The organism is Sorangium sp. So ce590, from assembly GCF_051521365.1.
GTDB lineage: Bacteria > Myxococcota_A > Polyangia > Polyangiales > Polyangiaceae > Sorangium.
The window spans coordinates 1,479,519-1,497,400 of sequence record NZ_CP150346.1 but is presented as its reverse complement, the minus strand read 5'-3'; the positions used below and the strand labels follow the sequence as shown (position 1 = coordinate 1,497,400).

Genomic DNA, 17,882 nt, shown 5'->3' with positions numbered 1-17,882 from the left:
CTCGACGGAGGAGCGCCGCGCGATGGCGCGGGGCCTCCCCACGGCCCTCGTGGCCTGGCCCACGTTCGCGGCGCTCGACGTGTTCGTCGTGCTGGCGGTGTTTCCGAGCGCCTCCATCGCCCGGCTGCTGCTCTACCGGCTGTTCGGCGAGATCATCCTGCTCTGGCTCTACCTCCTCGCCCGGCGCCAGCAGACCTCGGCCGAGCTCCTCGACGCGGCGCACGTGTTCGCGGTCTGGAGCACGGCGGGGCTGATCTCGGTGATGGCCCTGGAGCTCGGGGATCTCACCTGGAACTACATGCACGGGCTCTCGATCGTGATGCTCGTCGACGCGACGATCCTGCCCACGCACTTCACGCGCTCGCTCCGGATGACGCTCCCGGTGGCGCTGAGCTTCCCGATCATCATGGGCGCCGGGGCGTCCCTCGACCCGGCGCTCGCGGCGCAGTGGACGTCGCCGCGGTCGCTCGTGATCTTCGCCTGCAACTACATCTTCGTGTTCGCCACCGCGATCCTCGTGTCGGCGGCGAGCCACGGCCTCTGGTCGGCGCGCCAGCAGGTCTACGAGGCCCGCAAGCTCGGCCGCTACCGGCTCGTGGCGCCGGTCGGCCGGGGCGGGCAGAACGAGGTGTGGCTCGCCTGGGACGAGTCGCTCCGCCGCGACGTGGCGCTGAAGCTGCTCCGCAGCGAGAGCAAATCCGAGAGCGACGTGCGCAGCTTCGAGCGCGAGGCGCGCGCGACGAGCCGGCTCACGTCGCCGCACACGATCCGGATCTTCGATTTCGGGGCGAGCAGCGACGGCATCTTCTACATCGCGATGGAGCACCTGGCCGGCGCCGACCTGGCCACCCTGGTGCGCGATCACGGCCCGATGCCCGCCTCGCGCGTCGTGCACTTCGCGCGGCAGGCCTGCCTCTCGCTGGCGGAGGCGCACGACGCGGGCGTCATCCACCGCGACATCAAGCCTCACAACCTCTACATCACGCGCGTCGGCGACGAGCAGGACGTGCTCAAGGTGCTCGACTTCGGGATCGCGAAGCAGGTGACCCTGCAAGGGGACGCGAGCATGACGGACGTCGGCGTGATCAAGGGAACGCCGACCTACATGTCACCGGAGATGATCTCGGCCGGCACGGTCGACGCTCGCAGCGACATCTACTCGCTCGGGGTCACGCTCTATTACCTGCTGACGGGGGTGGCCCCGTTCGAGGGCCGGAGCTTCGGCAAGCTCGTCTACTCCCACCTGACGATGCCGCCGATCCCGCCGTCGCTCCGCTCGCCGTGGCCGCTGTCGTCGGAGCTGGAAGAGGTGGTGATGCGGTGCCTCGCCAAGCGGCCCAGCGATCGTTACCAGAGCGCGCGCGAGCTGCTCACCACGCTCGACGCATGCGCCCCGGCGCCGCCCTGGACGCCGGAGGACGCGAGGAGCTTCTGGGCAGCGCGCGCGGCGATGCCGCGCGGCGAGCCCCCGCCCCCGGATCCCGGCCCCACCCTGCGCCTGCGGCCGGAGAAGGCCGTGCCCGTGGCGTGAGGCGCGCCACGGAGCTGCACACGCGCCCGCGGGCACCCCGGTCCTGCCCACGCCCCGCGGCGCCGCTCGCGGAAATATCGTGAGGGTCGCACCGGCGGAGGACCTGGAGTGTCGACGGGGACTCCCCCTCTCGCACGCCGGCCGCATCGGTGGGCCCGCGCGCTCGGAAGGGGCGGCATGCCGCATGCTTGAGCTCTGGAGCCAGAGAGGCATCGGCGCCGGGATCGAGCGCCAGGAGGGAAGCACCGCATGGCCTCGGTCGAGGGATTCATCGTGTGGTTCACCGGGCTCTCCGGGTCCGGCAAGTCGACGCTGGCTTCCATGCTGGCCGCCGAGCTATCGCAGCGGGGCGTGCACGTCGAATCGCTCGACGGCGACGTCGTCCGGATGCACCTCTCGAAGGGGCTCGGGTTCTCGCGCGAGGACCGGGACACGAACATCCGGAGGATCGGCTTCGTCGCCAAGCTCGTGGCCCGCTCCGGCGGGTGCGCGATCACCGCGGCCATCAGCCCCTATCGCGCGATCCGCGACGAGCAGCGGCGCGCGATCGGGCGCTTCTGCGAGGTGTACTGCGAATGCCCGATCGACGTGCTCGCGCGCCGGGACGCCAAGGGGCTCTACGCGCGCGCCCTCGCCGGCGAGATCAAGGGGTTCACCGGCGTCGATGACCCGTACGAGCCGCCGCTGTCCCCCGAGGTGGTCGTGCACACCGATCGGGAGTCGCCCCGCGAGAGCCTCGCCAAGATCATCGCCGGGCTCGAGGTGCTCGGGTACCTCCGCCCGCGCGACTGGCCCGCCGAGCCGACGCGCGACGGAGATACCCGCGAACGCGGCGCCCCGGCCCGTGCCGGCGGCCTCGTGCCGCCGCACGGCGGCGAGCTCGTCGATCGGATCGCCCGCGACGAGGCCGCGCAGCAGCTCCGCGAGCGCGCGGCCGGCCTGCCCCGGGTGGCCCTCGACGCGCGGGGAGCGAGCGATCTGGAGCTCATCGGGAACGGCGCCTACTCCCCCCTCAAGGGCTTCATGACCCAGCGGGACTACCTGCGCGTGGTCCGCGACCGGCGGCTCGAGAGCGGCGCCGTCTGGTCGATCCCGATCACGCTCGCGGTGTCGAGGGAGGCCGCCGCCGGCCTCTCCGTCGGCGCCGAGGTGGCGCTCGCGTCGCCGGACGGGCGCGTCGTCGGCGTGCTCGAGCTCGGCGATCGCTGGGCACCGGACAAGGATCTCGAGGCGCGCCATGTCTACGGGACGACCGACGCGAGCCACCCGGGGGTCTCGTACCTGAGATCGTCGGGCGACGTGTACCTCGGCGGCGAGGTCCGGCTGGTCGATCGTTCCGTGGTGCCCCTGTTCCCGCAGTACCCGCGCGATCCGGCCGCGACGAGGGCCGCCTTCGAGGCGCGAGGCTGGCGCAGGGTGGTGGGGTTCCAGACGCGCAACCCGATCCACCGGGCGCACGAGTACCTCACCAAGTGCGCGCTCGAGATCACGGACGGGCTCCTGCTCCACCCGCTCGTCGGGGCGACCAAGGCCGGCGACGTCCCGGCGGACGTCCGGATGCGCTGCTACGAGGTCCTGCTTGAGCGGTACTACCCCGAGGACCGGGTCGTCCTCGCGCTCTACCCCGCCGCCATGCGCTACGCAGGCCCGCGCGAGGCCCTCTTTCACGCGATCGTGCGCAAGAACTACGGCTGCTCCCACTTCATCGTCGGGCGCGACCACGCCGGCGTCGGGCGGTTTTACGGCCCGTACGACGCGCAGCGGGCGTTCGACGACTTCCTCCCGAGCGAGCTCGGCGTCGAGCCGCTCCGGTTCGAGGAGGCCTTCTGGTCGACGACCGTCGGCGGGATGGCGACCGAGAAGACCGCGCCGGGGGGTCCGGCGACGCGCATCGCCCTCTCCGGGACCCAGGTGCGCGAGATGCTGCGGGCAGGGAACCTGCCTCCGCCCGAGTTCAGCCGCCCCGAGGTGGCGCGAATCCTCCTGGAAGCGGCCCAGGGGCAAGCGCTCGCCCGCGCTGGATGACGCTGCCGGCGCGGTGCGTGCCCCTTGCCACGGAACTGAACACCCAGCGTGGCACGGAGCTGCATGCGCGCCGGCACGCCGCCCTAGCGCCGCCACGCCGCCCTAGCGGAGCACGAGCCGGCCGAGCATGAACGCGGCTGCCGCGAGCATGATGCCGCCGAACGCGCGGCGCAGCGCCTCCGCGCTGACGCGCGTGGAGAGCCGGGCGCCGGCCACGCTCCCGGCGCACTCGGCGACGGCGAGGTAGGTGGCGATCCGCCATTCGATCGACGGGTGGGGGAGGTGGCCCGCCAGACCGGCCAGCGTATTCATCGCTATCACCAGGATTGAGGTGCCGATCGCGGCGCGCATGGGGGTGCGGACAACCACGACCAGGAGGGGAACGATCGCGAACCCGCCGCCGAGGCCGACCAGGCCGGTCAAGCCGCCGACCAGGAGCCCCCCCGTCGCCAGCACCGCCATCGACTGCCCGCGCGGGCGCGATCCGCCGGGGTCCAGCGGCAGCGGAGGGCGCTTGCCGAGCATCGCCACCGCCGCCACCACCGTGGCGAGGAGGAAGATCATCAGCAGGACCTCCTGCGGGATCAGCGCCGAGATGCGCCCGCCGAGGAAGGCGCCGGTCATCGAGGCCAAACCGACGCCGAGCGCTGCGCGCCAGGCGACGGCACCCGCCCTGGCGTAGGGGATGACGGCGATGGCGCTCATCAGCGCGACGACGAGGAGCGAGGTCGCGATGGCGCGGTCGAGCTCGAGCCCGGCCACGCGCGTCAAGAGCAGCACGGTGAGGATCGAGGGGCCGGCCCCGAGGAGCCCAGCCGTGACGCCGATGCACACGCCGAGCGTTGCGATCAGGTACGCTGCCGCCATGTAGCTGCACCTCGCCCCTGATGTCCATTACCGGCGCCGCCGGCGCTCGCCGCTCCCGCGGCCCATGTCCACAGACCTCGCCGGGTCAGGCGACGGCCGCCATCCCGGCCCGCTCGTCGCCGGTCTCCAGCCAGCGGGCGCACTCCTTCCCGAGCGTCTTCAGGGCCATGCGATCGAAGCGCTCGATCTGCTCCGGGGTGAGCTCGGAGCGGTGGTCGCGGGTCGGACCCTTGTGGAAGAACGCCTTGGGATCGACCATATGCGCGCCGCCAAACGGCGCCATCTGCTCGGCCCGGCTGCGCATGTAGCCGAAGGAGCACTGCTCCACGATCCGATCCATCCGCAGCCGCGCCGGCTCGACACCGATGAACTCCGCCATCCGCGCGATCTGGCCGCGGAGGTCCTCCTTCAGCCGGCCGTAATGGATGAGGAGCACGTTCGGCTCGCCCCTGAACGCCCACCACGACCTCACCACGTCGAACAGGTTACAACAGCCGTACCCGTCGGTGTCCAGCCACCGATCGAAGAACCCCCGCATGCTCTCGGGGATCACGAGCGGCGTCCGGTCGCCGGACCACTCCGCGTGGATGCGGTTGATGGTGGCCATGGTCGCCGAAGAGAACTGCTTCAGGTAGTTGTGGAAGCTGATCCCGAGGTCCTTGCCGTTCCTGCCGACGAACAGGTAGCGCGCCTGCGGGGCGATGGGCACGGCGTCCGCGGGCAGGTGCGACTTGATCACCCGCCGCTGCCCGCGCTCGCGCTGCCGCTGTAGCACCGCCAGCATCGCGGCGTGATCGCCGAAGCTGGAGTCGAGCCAGGGGGAGGTGTCCGACAGCCCCTGCTCCCGCTCCTCTCCGTTGTCGAGGATCTGCTGGAGGATACGCTGTGTCCACGTGGTGCCCGCCTTGAATGGGTCCACCACGACGATGTCCCCGGAGACGAAGCCGCCCTGAGCCACGAAATCCCCCCAGACCAGCGAGCTGGAGAGATAGTCCCGGACGACGCGCGTCGGCATGATCAGCTCGTTCTTCATCGCTACCTCGCTCCCGGTTCGGCGCAGGCCGCTCGCTCATGTGAGCAACGGATCGCCAGCATCGGCTGTCGGCTGAGGGCGTCCAAGAACCGGACCAGTGCATCGGGTGCCCGGCAGGAAAACGAAGGGGTGCTCCCAGCTGCCCATCGACCTGATCGCGCCGACGAGGGCGGAGCGGCCTCGGCGGCCCGAGGCGAGATACGGAGCCGCGAGGTGCTTCAGGACCGGCTCGCCTCGAGCTGCGCCCTGTCCGGGAAGCGCCACGAGGCCGGCGGCGGCCATCGCGTCGATGAGGTGGACTGCCCATCCAGCTGGAGCACAGGGCGCTTGTCGATCGCCGGCGCCGGCAACGGCCGCTCGCCCCGCGCCGCCAGGATCGAGTTGTAAAAGGCGCGGGCGCTCTCGTCCCACCCCTTGCACCCGGCGAGCGCCACGATCCGCTCGGGCTCGTACGGCGCGTACGCCGCGCGCACCAGGGCCTGAGACAGCGCATGCAGATCACCGGGCGAGACGAGCTCGCCGAGCTCGGGGCAGCTCAGCACGTCGGGGATGCCCCCGACCCGCGTCGCGACGACGCGGCGGCCGGACGCGAGCGACTCGATCACGACGTTGGGCGTGCCCTCATGATGGCTCGGCAGGACGAGCGCATCGCAGGCGGCGACCCAGCGCGCCACCTGGTCGTGCGGCAGGCGACCCGTCAAGAGGACGCGGCTGCCGAGCCGCTCCGCCGCCGCGCGGCAAGCCTGCTCGTCGGCGCCGCTCCCGACCATCACGAGGTCGATGTCCGGGTGCGCCGCGGCGATCCGCTCGAAGGCGGCGATCGCGTCGAGCGCCCCCTTGTCGCGGAGCAGGTGGCCGACGTAGAGCAGCGTCCGGCGCTCCGCGGAGCGGCCCAGGGCGGCGCGGGCCTCGCCCCGGTCCCGCGGCCGGAACATGGCGCGATCGACGCCGTTCATGACGACATCGATGCGGTCGCGCGGCACGCCGAGGGCGTGGACCCCCTCCGCGAGCTGCTGGCTCACGGCGACGACGCGCGTGGCGCGCCGGAGCCCCCACGCCAGCGCTGGCCTCACCGCCGGCTGCCGGGAGAGCACGTCGATGTCCGAGCCGTGCACCTTGACGACCGCCGGGACGCCGAGCAGCTCCGCCAGGCACACCGCGGCGAAGCCGTCCGGATACGCGAACGAGCCGACGATGACGTCCGGCGCCGGATGGCTCCGCGCGAGCTCCAGGAGCATCGAGGCGGCATAGAGGGGGCCATTGAGATACGGCGCGACCTTGGGCAGATACAGGAACCGCGGGTGACGCACAGGCAATCCCTCGATCACCTCCTCGCGAGGCGCCTCGTCCGCGATTGACCACTTGGAGAACCGCGAGGCCCCCGGAAACCAGGGGATGGTCGCGAAGACGTCGATGTCGCAATGGCGCGACAGCGCGGCGAACTGCCGCCGGTTGAACGGCGCCTGGCCCGGGTTCATCGCGTTCGGGAAGATCTTTGTGATAAGCAGGATGCGCATACCTCTGCTCCTTCGGGCTCGCCTACCGGCGCGACAGGAGTCCTCCGGTGAATGGGGGTGCGCGGCCTCGCCGCGCGGTCGAGCCACGTTGAGCAGAGAACATGCCGCCACGGAGAGGCTGGAAACGAGGCCGGAATGAAAGCAGCGGACCCGCGCCGGCAACAAGCGAACATCCACCCTGCCCCAGGCGAGGCAAATTGGCACACGGATGGGGCCGCCTCGGTGAACAGCTCAGTGGACAGCGCGTCTGTACATTTACAATGGGGAGCTACAGAGAAAGCTTCGCCAGGAACGCATCTCCCTGGCCCGCGCCCGAGAGCGTCCCTTGGCCGAAGTTGATGCCGCCGTAGAAGCGGCCGGCGAGCAGCACGCTCGTTCCCGAGCCCGCTGTGACGTCCAGGGCGACCTGCGTCTGGGCGTCGCCGAACAACGCGCTGAACAGGTGATCGCCCGAGGGGCCGAGCTTGACCAGGTAGACATCGGTCTTGCCGCGGCTCGTCAGCAGCCCGCCGCCGAAATCCGCCGCGCCGAAGAGCGGCCCCGCGAGCACGAGGTTGCCGGCGGCGTCCACCGCGGCGCTCGCGCGCGCGCCCGTCTCGAAGTCGGTGAACAGCTGGTCCTCCGCGTCGCCGAAGCGCCGGCTCAGGACGTGCGCGCCGGCGCCCGAGAGCCGGGCGACGAACAGGTCCTGCCCGCCGGCGCTCGTCAGGGGGCCGGCGCCGAAGTCGATGGTCGACGCGAACGTGCCCGTGAGCACCACGTCGCCCGTCGCCTCGTGCACCGCGAGGTCGTGGGCCTCGTCGGCCCCGGCGCCGCCGAACCGGGCGCTCCAGACGGGGTCGCCCGAGGGGGAGAGCTTGGCCAGGAAGACGTCGGTGAGCCCCGCGCTCGCGAGCGGCGCGCCGCCGAGGTCGATGGATCCGGAGAAATGCCCCGCGACGAGCAGGTTGCCGGCAGCGTCGGCCGCGACCCCGTGGGCGAGGTCGTCGCCCTTGTCGCCGGCGCGCACGGCGAGGAGCGTGCGGCCGTCCTCCGAGGCGAGCCGCAGCACGAAGGCGTCGCGCAGGCCCGCGCTCGTGAGCACGCCGCCGCCGAAATCGACGGCGTCGTGGAAGCCGCCGGCCACGAGGACGTTGCCCGCCGGGTCGACGGCGATGCGATCGCAGCGATCCGCGCCGGATCCGCCGAAGAGCCTGCTCCAGACGTGCTCGCCGGAAGCGTCGAGCTTGGCGACGAACACGTCCTCACGGCCGTGCGACACGAGCACGCCGCCGCCGAAATTGACGCTGCCGAACGCGCGGCCCGCCACGAGGACGTCGCCGACCGGGTCGACCGCGAGCGCCATCGCGAACTGGTTGCCGTCGCCCGCGAAGCGCTTGCTCCAGAGGTGCGTGCCGAACCTGTCGAACTTCGCCACGAAGGCGTCGGCGCCCGTGGCCGTGAGCGGGCCGCCGCCGAAGTCGACGGTCCCCTCCAGCTGGCCGGCCACGATCACGTTCCCGTCGGCGTCGACGGCGACGGAGCGGGCGTACTGGCCGTTCGCGTCGCCGAAGCCGCGGCTCCACACCTCCTCGCAGGCGGGCACGACGCCGTCGCAGTCCTCGTCGTCGGGCGTGTCGCACGCGTCGAACGCGGGCAGGACCTCGCCCGTGCACGGGCCCCACGACGTGCCCTCGGCGTTGCAGGCGCGCGTGCCGGCCGCGCAGCGCCCGACGCCGCGCGTCGCCTCGGGGCCCGTGTAGCACGCCTCCTGCGCGCCGGGCGCGCACACGCACCCGGGACAGCCGCAGTCGGGGCCGCTGCACGTGGCCGGCGCGAGCTCCGCGATCCACGCGGCCACGCACGCGAGCTCCCCGGACGAGTACGGGGCGGCGCCGAGCGGCATGCGCGCGCCGCACGAGGGCGCGTCGGTGAGCTTCACGTAGAGCACGCTCTCCTCCGGCCGGTCGGGGTCGGCGAGCACCCCCGCGCAGCTCTGGGCCGGGCGCCCGGCGACGCGGGCGCCGACGCCGAGCGTGACGAGGTCGAGGGCGGCCGCGGGCTCGCCCGGCCCGTGGCAGCTCGCGCCGCCGCAGCGCTCGGCGAACACCGACGGCACGTCGGCGCAATCGGACGGCGGGCGGTCGTCGGGCCCGTTGAACCGCTGCCTGTCGTCGATCGTCCCGGGACACCCCGCGAGCAGCGGCAAGGCCGGCGCGGCGAGCGCGGCCGCCGTCCAGAAGCCGCGACGGAGGCCGGACACGCCGCGCGCCGCGCGCGATCCGCGCACCTCAGTACCCATGGTAAGCCACCCCCAGGTGCGCGCCGAAGAGCTGATCGAGCGCTCCACCGGCGATGTACGGGTCCCCAGGCTCGGAGTCGAAGTCATAGAAGAAGCGCGTATACGACGCTCCGGCGCGCGCCTCGAGCCCCGGCGCGAACGGGACGGCGACCGCGACGCGGAGGTCGACGCCGCCGGCGCTCGGCTCGCGGAAATGCGACGCGAGCGCCCCCATCGAGAGCGGCGCCTGGTAGCCTCCGCCCGCCTCCAGCGCGACAGGGCCGACAGGAAAGCGCCCGTCCACGCCCAGGCGCAGCGCGAGGTAAGACACCGACGCGGCGTCGCGCGACGGGTCGCCCGTCAACTCGACATCAAAGTCGGTCCAGCAGAGCCCGCCGCCGGCGAAGAGGACCGGCCCGGTGCGCCCAGCCGGGCGGTAACGGCCCCTGAGGCCGGCGTGGAGCCGGCTCCAGGAGGTCGATACGCCCGCTCCCGCGGCGCCCTCCGAGTCGAGGCCGATGGCGCGGGCGTACGAGAGCGCGATCCCGAGGTCGCGGAGCACCGGCAAGGCGCTGCGCGCGAGCGGGTACAGCTCGGCCCGGAGGGACGGCATGGGCACGCCGAGCACCTCGTAGGTGCGGAGGTTCCCGGAGAGCAGGTCGCTATACGACAGCGTACGACCCGCGATCTCGAGATCGAACCCCGCGCTGAAGAGCTCGGTTCCCACGGCGGGTGGGTCGTCCCCGCCATCGCGCTCCGCGGCCTCGGGGCGGAGCGCCGGCGCGCCCTCGGCGGCGAGCGCGGAAGAGGACGCGGCGAGCGCGGCGAGCGCCGCGCCGAGCAGCGCGGCCGCCCGGGAGCGGCGCGCGCGGCGCCGCGATACCACAGAGAACACAGGACAGGCGAGCGTTCGCCTTTGCATTGCGCGCGAGCATAGTCGCTCCGCACGTCGCGGGTCGAGCGCCGCTTTCGAAAGACCGAGTCGATGGCCCCCCGCGGTCATCCGGGGTGTGCGCGGCAGGCGGCGTCCGCGGTAAGGCGAGCGCGCAGGGGAGGATCGCATCGGCCCCGTGCTCCCACTTGATTCGCCCTCTCCTCGCGCGGCTCCTATCCCGGAGCAGACGATTGCAATACGCTCCCAGGCGGATGGCGAGAGGGCGCGCGCCGCGCGCGCTGCACGGCGGCGCGCGATCCCGCCCCCGGACCCTGCTTGCGCTCGCTGACGAGGCATCATGGCTGAACCACGAAGTCTCCGCTGGCCCATCGGCCTGCTCCTCCTCGCCTCCTGCACAGGGCAGTTCGGCGATCTGCCCGGGAACGACGAGGACGGCGAGGCGACGGCCCCGCTGTGCACCGCGATCGAGCCCGGCGAGTCCCCGCTCCGCCGGATGACACGCGTGGAGTACGACAACACGATCTCCGATCTCCTCGGCGACGACAGCCGCCCTGCGCGGGGCTTCGTGCCTGAAGAGGAGTCGCTCGGCTTCAACAACCAGGCGGCGGCGCTCGTGGTGAGCCCGCTGCTCGCCGAGCAGTACATGGCCGCGGCCGAGGGCATCGCGGCGCGCGCGGCGGGCAAGCTGCTCGGCGAGGCGCCCACGTGCCGGGAGGCCGCGGGCGGCGAGGCGTGCCGCGGCGAGATCGCGGCGCTCGTCGCGTCGTTCGGCAAGCGGGCGTTCCGCCGGCCCCTCGCCGAGGACGAGATCGCCGATTTCGTGGCGCTCTTCCGGCGCGGGATCGCCCTCGGGGACACGCCCGACGACGCGTCGACCGGCCTCGCGCTCCTCCTCCAGGCGATGCTCCAGTCGCCGCACTTCCTCTACCGCGTCGAGCTCGGCATGCCGGATCCGGTGGAGGGCGACGTCGCGCCGCTCACGTCCCACGAGGTCGCCTCGCGGCTCTCGTACCTGCTCTGGGGCACGATGCCCGACGAGGCGCTCTTCGCGGCCGCCGAGCGGGGGGCGCTCGGCACCGCGGCGGAGATCGAGGCGCAGGCGCGGCGCATGCTGGAGGACCCGCGGGCGCGCGAGGCCGTGAAGGGCTTCCATCGCCAGTGGCTCGGGCTCGCGAAGATCGACGAGATCGCCGCGGGCGGGAAGGACCCGGAGCTCTACCCCGAGTACCGCGACGAGCTCCTGCCGCTCTTCCAGGCCGAGACCGAGGCGTTCCTGGACCACGCGATCTTCGAGCAGGACGCGAGCGTGAGCGCGCTGTTCACGGCGCCTTACTCGATGATGAACCGGGAGCTCGCCGAGTTTTACGGCGTCGAAGGCGGCCCGAAGGGCGACGCGTTCGAGCGGGTCGAGCTCGATCCGTCGCAGCGCGCCGGCTTCGTGACGCAGGCCGGGCTGCTCTCGCTGTACGCGAAGCCGAACCGGTCGTCGCCGGTCCACCGCGGCCGGTTCGTGCGCCAGAGCCTGCTCTGCCAGATCCCGCCGCCGCCGCCGGACGTGGTCCCGGAGCCGCCCATGGTCGACCCGACGAAGACGACCCGCGAGCAGTTCTCCGAGCACGTCTCGGATCCGGGGTGCAGGAGCTGCCACACGCTGCTCGACCCGATCGGGTTCGGCTTCGAGCACTACGACGCGCTCGGCCGCTGGCGCGACGCCGAGAACGGCATCCCCGTCGACGCGAGCGGCGAGCTCACGCAGACCGACATCGACGGCCCGTTCGACGGGGCGGTCGAGCTCGCGCACCGGCTCGCGCAGAGCGAGCAGGTGCGCGCGTGCGTGGTCAAGCAGTGGTTCCGCTTCGGCTACGGCCGCGCCGAGCAGAGCGAGGACAGCTGCAGCCTCGCGCAGGCGACGCAGGCGTTCGAGGCGTCCGGGTACAACATCCGGGCGCTGCTCGTGGCGCTCACCCAGACCGACGCGTTCCGCTACCGGCGCTTGATCGACGCAGCAGGCGCCACAGCAGGCGCCGCAGAAGGAGAGCCGTGATGAAGCCGTTCCGACTCAGCCGCCGCGCCGCGCTCCGGGGCCTCGGCGGCGCGGCGCTCGCGCTGCCGTTCCTCGAGGTGATGGGCTGCTCGAAGCGGCTCGCCCCGGCGTCGGAGCAGACCGGGCGGGCCGCGCTCGGGGCCGAGTTCCCGAAGCGCTTCGTCGTCATCTACACGCCGAACGGCACCGTTCCGCCGGACTTCTGGCCGTCGTCGACGCAGCTCCAGAACGGCGAGGAGCTGTCGCCCATCCTGGCGCCGCTCAAGGACCACAACGAGGATCTGCTGGTCCTCGGCAACGTGAGCGCGCTGTCGGCGCTGGTGGGGCCGGGCGACGCGCACCAGAAGGGCACGGGGCAGTGCCTGACCGCGCGCGCGATGCAGGAGGGCGACTTCCCCGGCGACGCCGGGCTGTCGTGCGGCTGGGCCGACGGCATCTCGGTCGACCAGGAGATCGCGAACCACATCGGCACGAGGACCAAGTTCCTGTCGCTGGAGCTCGGCGTGCTCGTGTACGGGGCGAACGTGGGCGCGCGCATCGCCTACCGGGGCCCGGCGCAGCCGCTGCCGCCGGAGAACAGCCCCTATGCCGCGTTCGACCGCCTCTTCTCCGACCTGTCCATCACGCCCGAGGCGGCGACGAAGAAGACCGATCAGCGCAGGGCGGTGCTCGACAAGGTGGCGGCCGACTACAAGCGGCTGCAGCGGCGACTCGGCGCCGCGGATCAGGAGAAGCTCGCGGGGCACCTCGCGTCGGTGGAGGACATCGCGTCGCGCCTCGACCGCGGCGTGGCGCCGACCTCCGCGGCCTGCGCGGAGCCGGTGCTGACGCCGGACATCAACCCGGACAAGGTCGCCAGCATGCCCGAGCTCACGAGGCTCCAGCTGGATCTCATGGCCATGGCCCTCGCCTGCGATCTGACGCGGGTCGCGAGCCTCCAGTTCACGAACTCCGCGACGACCAAGGTGCTGAGCTTCCTCGGCCCCGACATCACCGAGGGCCACCACCCGATGGCGCACAACGGCTACGCCGACCCGGCAAACCGCCAGCGCCTCACGAAGATCAGCCGCTTCTACGCCGATCAGCTCGCTTACCTGATCGCGAAGCTGAAGAGCATGCCGGAAGGAGACGGCTCGGTCTTCGACAACACGGTGATCTTCTGGACGAACGAGCACGCCGACGGCAATCACCTGCGCCAGAACATCCCTTATGTGCTCGCCGGAGACGCAGGTGGCCATTTCAAGACAGGCCGCTTCGTCTCGCAGACGAAGCAGGTCGGGCACAACAACCTGCTCGTCTCGCTGCTCCAGGCGATGGGCGTCGATACGGAGTCGTTCGGCGACCCGAAGTATTGCACCGGGCCCCTGACGGGGCTGACCAGCTGAGGAGCCGAGTGTGATGTCGCGCCGGAGCGCCTGACCGCCGGAGCGAGAGATACCGCGGGCGTACCCGCCTCGCATCGGGCCCGCGCGCGCGTGGCGCCGACATCCGAGTTGTGGCCGGTGCACCCCTCGTGCGACGCTCGAGAGCGCCATGGCCAAGGTCACCGCCCTTCACATGGACACGATCACGGAGAAGTCGGGTCACCAGATGACCGGCATGGCCGTCAGCGTGTGCCTGACGCCTGCGGCGCCGAGCCCGCTGCCGATCCCGTACCCGACGGTGGGCTCCGTGGCCGAGGGGATCATCGATCCGTGCATGCGGACCAAGATCGAAGGGGCGAAGATCCTCACGGTCGGCGGCTGCATGAAGGCCTGTCACGGCAACGAGTCAGGCACGCTCAGAGAGGTCGTCAGCCTCAACACGGGGGGGCCGTGCTTTCCCTGGCTGGGCGCGCCCAACGTCCTCATCGAGCTCGGCATGGCCGGCATCACGGGCAGCATGGGCCAGATGAACAAGAGCATCACCGTCGGCGCCGGGGCGAGCGCGAGCAACGCCGCGGGCGGCGGCGGGGGCGGCGGCGGCGGCGGGGGCAGCGCCGGCGGTCCGGGCGGCGGCGGCCCCCAGGGCCCGAGCAACGGCGGCGGCGGCGGCGGGGGCAGCGGCCAGGGCGCGGGCCCGCCGAGCCCACCCGCGCCGCCGGCGGCGGACGGCCAGGCCTCCGCGGGGCACCCGGTCGACGTCGTGACGGGGGCCATGTACACGAACCCTGTCGCGGACCTCGAGCTGCCGGGGCCCCTGGTCGTGACCCTGGAGCGAAGCTACTCGACCGCGGCGGTGCGGCACCGCTGCGGCATGGGGTGGGGGTGGTCGCACGATCTCGCCTGGAGCGCCCGGCGCCGCGGCGATGAGCTCGAGCTCACCGCGCCGGGCGGTCGTACCCAGGCGCTCTCCTGGCCCGCGCAGGATCACGTCCTGCTCCTGCCGTTCGGGGTCCGCGTCGCCGTCATCGGAGAGGATCTCCTCGTGGAGGAGGACGACGGGCTCGTGCGGGTGCTGCGCCGCGCCGCCCCGGAGGAGCGCTTCGCGCTCGCCGAGATCCGCGACGCGTTCGGCAACAAGGCCACCATGGAATGGCGAGGCGACGAGCTCACGGGCATCGTCGATGCCGTCGGGCGGCGCGCCCGGCTCGAGCGCCAGGGGCTCTTCGCCTGGTGGGAGGTGACCGCGACCGACGAGCAGGGCACCCCGCACACCCGCCGCGCGGTGACCTACGAGCTCGACGGCGCGGGCGATCTCGTGCGGGTCATCGACGGGGGCGGCGCCGAGATCCGGTACGAATACGACGAGGAGCACTACCTGATCCGGGAGATCTTGCCCGACGGGCTCGCCTTCCACTTCAGGTACGAGGCGATCGACGGCGTCAAACGGTGCGTCGAGACGTGGGGCGAGATCGCCGGCCGCGACGTGCTCGCGGAGCTCGGCGCGCCCCGCCTCCCGGGCGCCCGGGGCATCCACCACGCCCGGCTGTCGTACGACTCCGCCCGGGGCAGGACCGTGGTGATCGACGGCGGGGGCGCGACCCACACGTACACGGGCAACGCGCTCGGCCTCGTGACCGCCTATGTCGATCCGCGCGGCCACGCGCGCACGTACACGTACGACACGGTCGGCAGGCTGCTCTCGATGCGTGACGGCGGCGGGCGGACCACGCGGTGGTCGTACAGCGCCGCGGGGCACCTCGCGAGCGTCACCGAGCCCGACGGCGCGACCTGGCGAGACGCGGTCGACGAGGAGGCGCAGGCCATCGTCCGCACGCGGCCCGACGGGAAGAAGACCCGCACCACGTACCGGAGGGGCACCCCGACCGGGAGCGTCGACTGGCGCGGCCGCGAGCACGCCCTCGAGTGGGACGAGCACGGCCTCGTGCGGGCGTCCACCGGGCCGGACGGCGCCGAGCTCACGTACGACTACGACGCGCACGGCAACCCGCAGCGGGTCGAGACGCCGGCCGGCGACGTCCACGAGTACGTCTTCGATCTGTTCGGGTGCCCCGTCGAGGCGCGCACCCCGAAGGGCGGAGTCTATCGATTCGCGTACGACTCGCGCTTCGCGCTGGTGCGCCTGGAGGAGCCGAACGGCAACGTCCTGGAGCTGGAGATCGATGCCAGCCGCCGCGTCACCGCGCGCTCCGACGCGAGCGGGATCACGAGGTACCGCTATGTCGCCGGCGCGCTCGTGGAGGTGGTGCGCCCGGACGGCAGGCGATTCCGGCTCGGCTACGATGCTCTGCTCCGGCTCCGCTGGATCGAGAACGCCGCGGGCGAGCGCCATGCACGCGAGTACGACGGCAGCGGCAACCTCTCCCGCGAGACCTCGTTCGGCGGCGTCACCACGACCTACGAGTACGACGGCTCGAACCACCTCGCCCGGACGACCCATGCCGACGATGCATGGGTGCGCTACGAGCGCGACGGGGCCGGGCGCGTCACGCGGCTCGAGACCTCGGGCGGGCTCGTGGAAGAGCTCCAGTACGACGCGCTCGGCCACCTCACGCGCGCGCGGAACGCGGAGGTGATGATCACGTTCGAGCGCGACGACGACGGCCGGGTCGTCCGGGAGGTCCAGGAGGCAGCCGGGTTCGCGTTCGCCGTCTCCCGCCGCTTCGACGACGCGGGCCGCGTGCTCGACCGTCGTTATGCGACGGGGTGGTCCGTCGAGGTGCGCCGGCGCGAGGAAGATGGCGCGCCGGCGTCGCTCGAGGTCGCCGCCACCGAGGCGGACGGGCTCGCCTTCACGCGGGACGCGCGCGGCGAGTCGCGGCGAAGGCGGCTCGACGGGACGCGCGCGCTCGTCTGGTCGCGCGACGTCCAGGGCCTGCCGGAGAGCGTCGCCATCCTGGATGAGCGGGGAGAGCCGGTCCGGGCGCGCGCGTGGACGTGGAGCCGGGTGGGCCCGGTCGCGGCGATCACGGACAGCGAGCGCGGCGCGCGCCAGTACGACCTCGACGTCGAGGGCAGGCCGCTCCGCCTCCACGGCCTCGGCGCCGACGAGCAGTTCACGTACGCGCCCCAGGGAACGCCGATCCCGTCGCGCGGCCCCACATGGTCGATCGGCGGGGACGGCCGCCCCCTGCGCGCGGGCAGCGCCGAGATCCAGTGGGACGCCCGCGGCCGCCTCGCGGCCCGCGTCGGCCAGGGGCCGCTGCAAACCTGGCGCTACACGTACGACGAGCGCGACCGCCTCGTCGCGGCGGTCCGCGGCGACGGCCTCGCCGTCCGTTACCTGTACGACCCCCTCGGCCGCTGCGTCGCGCAGGCGCACGGCAACGGCGAGAGCACCTGGTTCGGCTGGGACGGCGAGAGCCTCGTCGAGGAGCGCCCGACGAGGGGGCCGTCGATCCAGCGCGTCTTCGACGACGACGGCTTCACGCCGCTCCTCGAGGCGCGCGACGGCAAGGACTGGCGGATGGTCGTGACCGACGCGGCCTCCACGCCCTGGCTCTACCTGCACCGCGACGGGCGCGCGTCGGAGATCGATCTCGGCGCCTTCGGCCGCGTCGCGCGCGCGGCGGGCGATCCGGGCGCGCTCCGCTTCGCCGGGCAGCGCGCCGACGCGGTGACCGGTCTGCACTACAACCGCCACCGCTTTTACGACCCGACGACGCACGTCTTCCTGACCCCCGACCCGATCGGCCTGCTGGGCTCGCTGCAGGAGATCGGGTTCGTTCCGAACGTCACGATCTTCATCGATCCTTCCGGGCTCACGACGATCGTCGTGGGCGCGCCGCACGACGCGACCATCCAGCAGCATGTCGCCATGATCCAGGCGCAGAACCCTGGCGCTCGCGTGCTCCGGTACGATCAGCTCACGCCGGGCAGCCTGGCGCGAGAGGATCACGTCATCGTATCGACGCACGGCGCGCCCAACCTGGTGGAGTGGGGCAATGGATACATCGACGGCCGCCAGCTCGGGCAGCAGCTCACGTCGGCGGGATTCCGCGGCCAGAAGCGAGGGCGAAGGCGGCGCGTCGATATCTATGCGTGCAACAGCTTGACCCCGGCGCAGGGCGGGGGGTCGAGCGTGGCGAGGGAGGTCGCCTCGGAGACCCGCGCCATCACGCACGGCGCGCGCTCCCGAATCCCGGACGACACGTATCGCGGAATCACCGAGCCCGGTCCAGGCGGCCACCCGTGGGGGCCTGGCATGATGGCGCCGGACTGGACCGGCGGGACGACACCGTACGTGCACCGCGGTTCCTGGGTCCAGGCGCGCCCCAGGCCGGCAGGTGGCCGTCGCCGACGCTGACACGAAGAGCCTGACGAGTGCT

10 protein-coding genes are annotated in these 17,882 nt (G+C 72.6%); 5 read left to right on the top strand and 5 right to left on the bottom strand.

Going from position 1 to position 17,882, the window contains the following annotated elements:
* The first annotated feature begins 22 nt into the window (after positions 1-22).
* Together WMF28_RS05475 and sat are read left to right on the top strand one after the other, a co-directional pair.
* Positions 23-1,531: a serine/threonine-protein kinase gene (locus tag WMF28_RS05475; RefSeq protein ID WP_437601007.1), complete on the top strand. Its 1,509-nt coding sequence runs from the start codon at positions 23-25 to the stop codon at positions 1,529-1,531.
* A 249-nt stretch (positions 1,532-1,780) separates the two neighbouring features.
* Entirely contained in the window at positions 1,781-3,556 is a 1,776-nt protein-coding gene (sat, locus tag WMF28_RS05470; RefSeq protein ID WP_437601006.1) for a sulfate adenylyltransferase, read from the top strand.
* A 102-nt stretch (positions 3,557-3,658) separates the two neighbouring features.
* Here the strand turns inward: sat and WMF28_RS05465 are convergent, their stop codons facing one another.
* The 5 genes from WMF28_RS05465 to WMF28_RS05445 form a co-directional block, all read right to left on the bottom strand.
* Positions 3,659-4,423 carry a sulfite exporter TauE/SafE family protein gene (locus WMF28_RS05465; protein WP_437601005.1) on the bottom strand — a complete coding sequence of 255 codons (765 nt, stop codon included), beginning with the start codon at positions 4,421-4,423 and terminating at the stop codon, positions 3,659-3,661.
* Between the two features lie 85 nt (positions 4,424-4,508).
* Positions 4,509-5,456, bottom strand: a complete 948-nt coding sequence (locus WMF28_RS05460) for a sulfotransferase domain-containing protein (protein ID WP_437601004.1) — start codon at positions 5,454-5,456, stop codon at positions 4,509-4,511.
* Between the two features lie 218 nt (positions 5,457-5,674).
* On the bottom strand, positions 5,675-6,973 hold the full coding sequence (locus WMF28_RS05455; protein WP_437601003.1) for a glycosyltransferase family 4 protein: 1,299 nt from the start codon (positions 6,971-6,973) through the stop codon (positions 5,675-5,677).
* A 268-nt stretch (positions 6,974-7,241) separates the two neighbouring features.
* Entirely contained in the window at positions 7,242-9,242 is a 2,001-nt protein-coding gene (locus WMF28_RS05450) for an SBBP repeat-containing protein (RefSeq protein WP_437601002.1), read from the bottom strand.
* 1 nt (position 9,243) lies between these two features.
* Complete coding sequence (locus WMF28_RS05445; protein WP_437601000.1) at positions 9,244-10,155, bottom strand: hypothetical protein; 912 nt, start codon at positions 10,153-10,155, stop codon at positions 9,244-9,246.
* Between the two features lie 310 nt (positions 10,156-10,465).
* Between WMF28_RS05445 and WMF28_RS05440 the strand changes: the two genes are divergently transcribed.
* From WMF28_RS05440 to WMF28_RS05430, 3 genes are all read left to right on the top strand, one after another.
* Positions 10,466-12,172, top strand: a complete 1,707-nt coding sequence (locus tag WMF28_RS05440; protein ID WP_437600999.1) for a DUF1592 domain-containing protein — start codon at positions 10,466-10,468, stop codon at positions 12,170-12,172.
* Entirely contained in the window at positions 12,172-13,557 is a 1,386-nt protein-coding gene (locus WMF28_RS05435; RefSeq protein ID WP_437600998.1) for a DUF1552 domain-containing protein, read from the top strand. The genes WMF28_RS05440 and WMF28_RS05435 overlap by 1 nt, the downstream gene beginning before the upstream one ends.
* A gap of 148 nt (positions 13,558-13,705) precedes the next feature.
* Positions 13,706-17,860, top strand: coding sequence for a PAAR-like domain-containing protein (locus tag WMF28_RS05430; protein ID WP_437600997.1), 4,155 nt, complete (start codon positions 13,706-13,708; stop codon positions 17,858-17,860).
* Positions 17,861-17,882 lie beyond the last annotated feature (22 nt).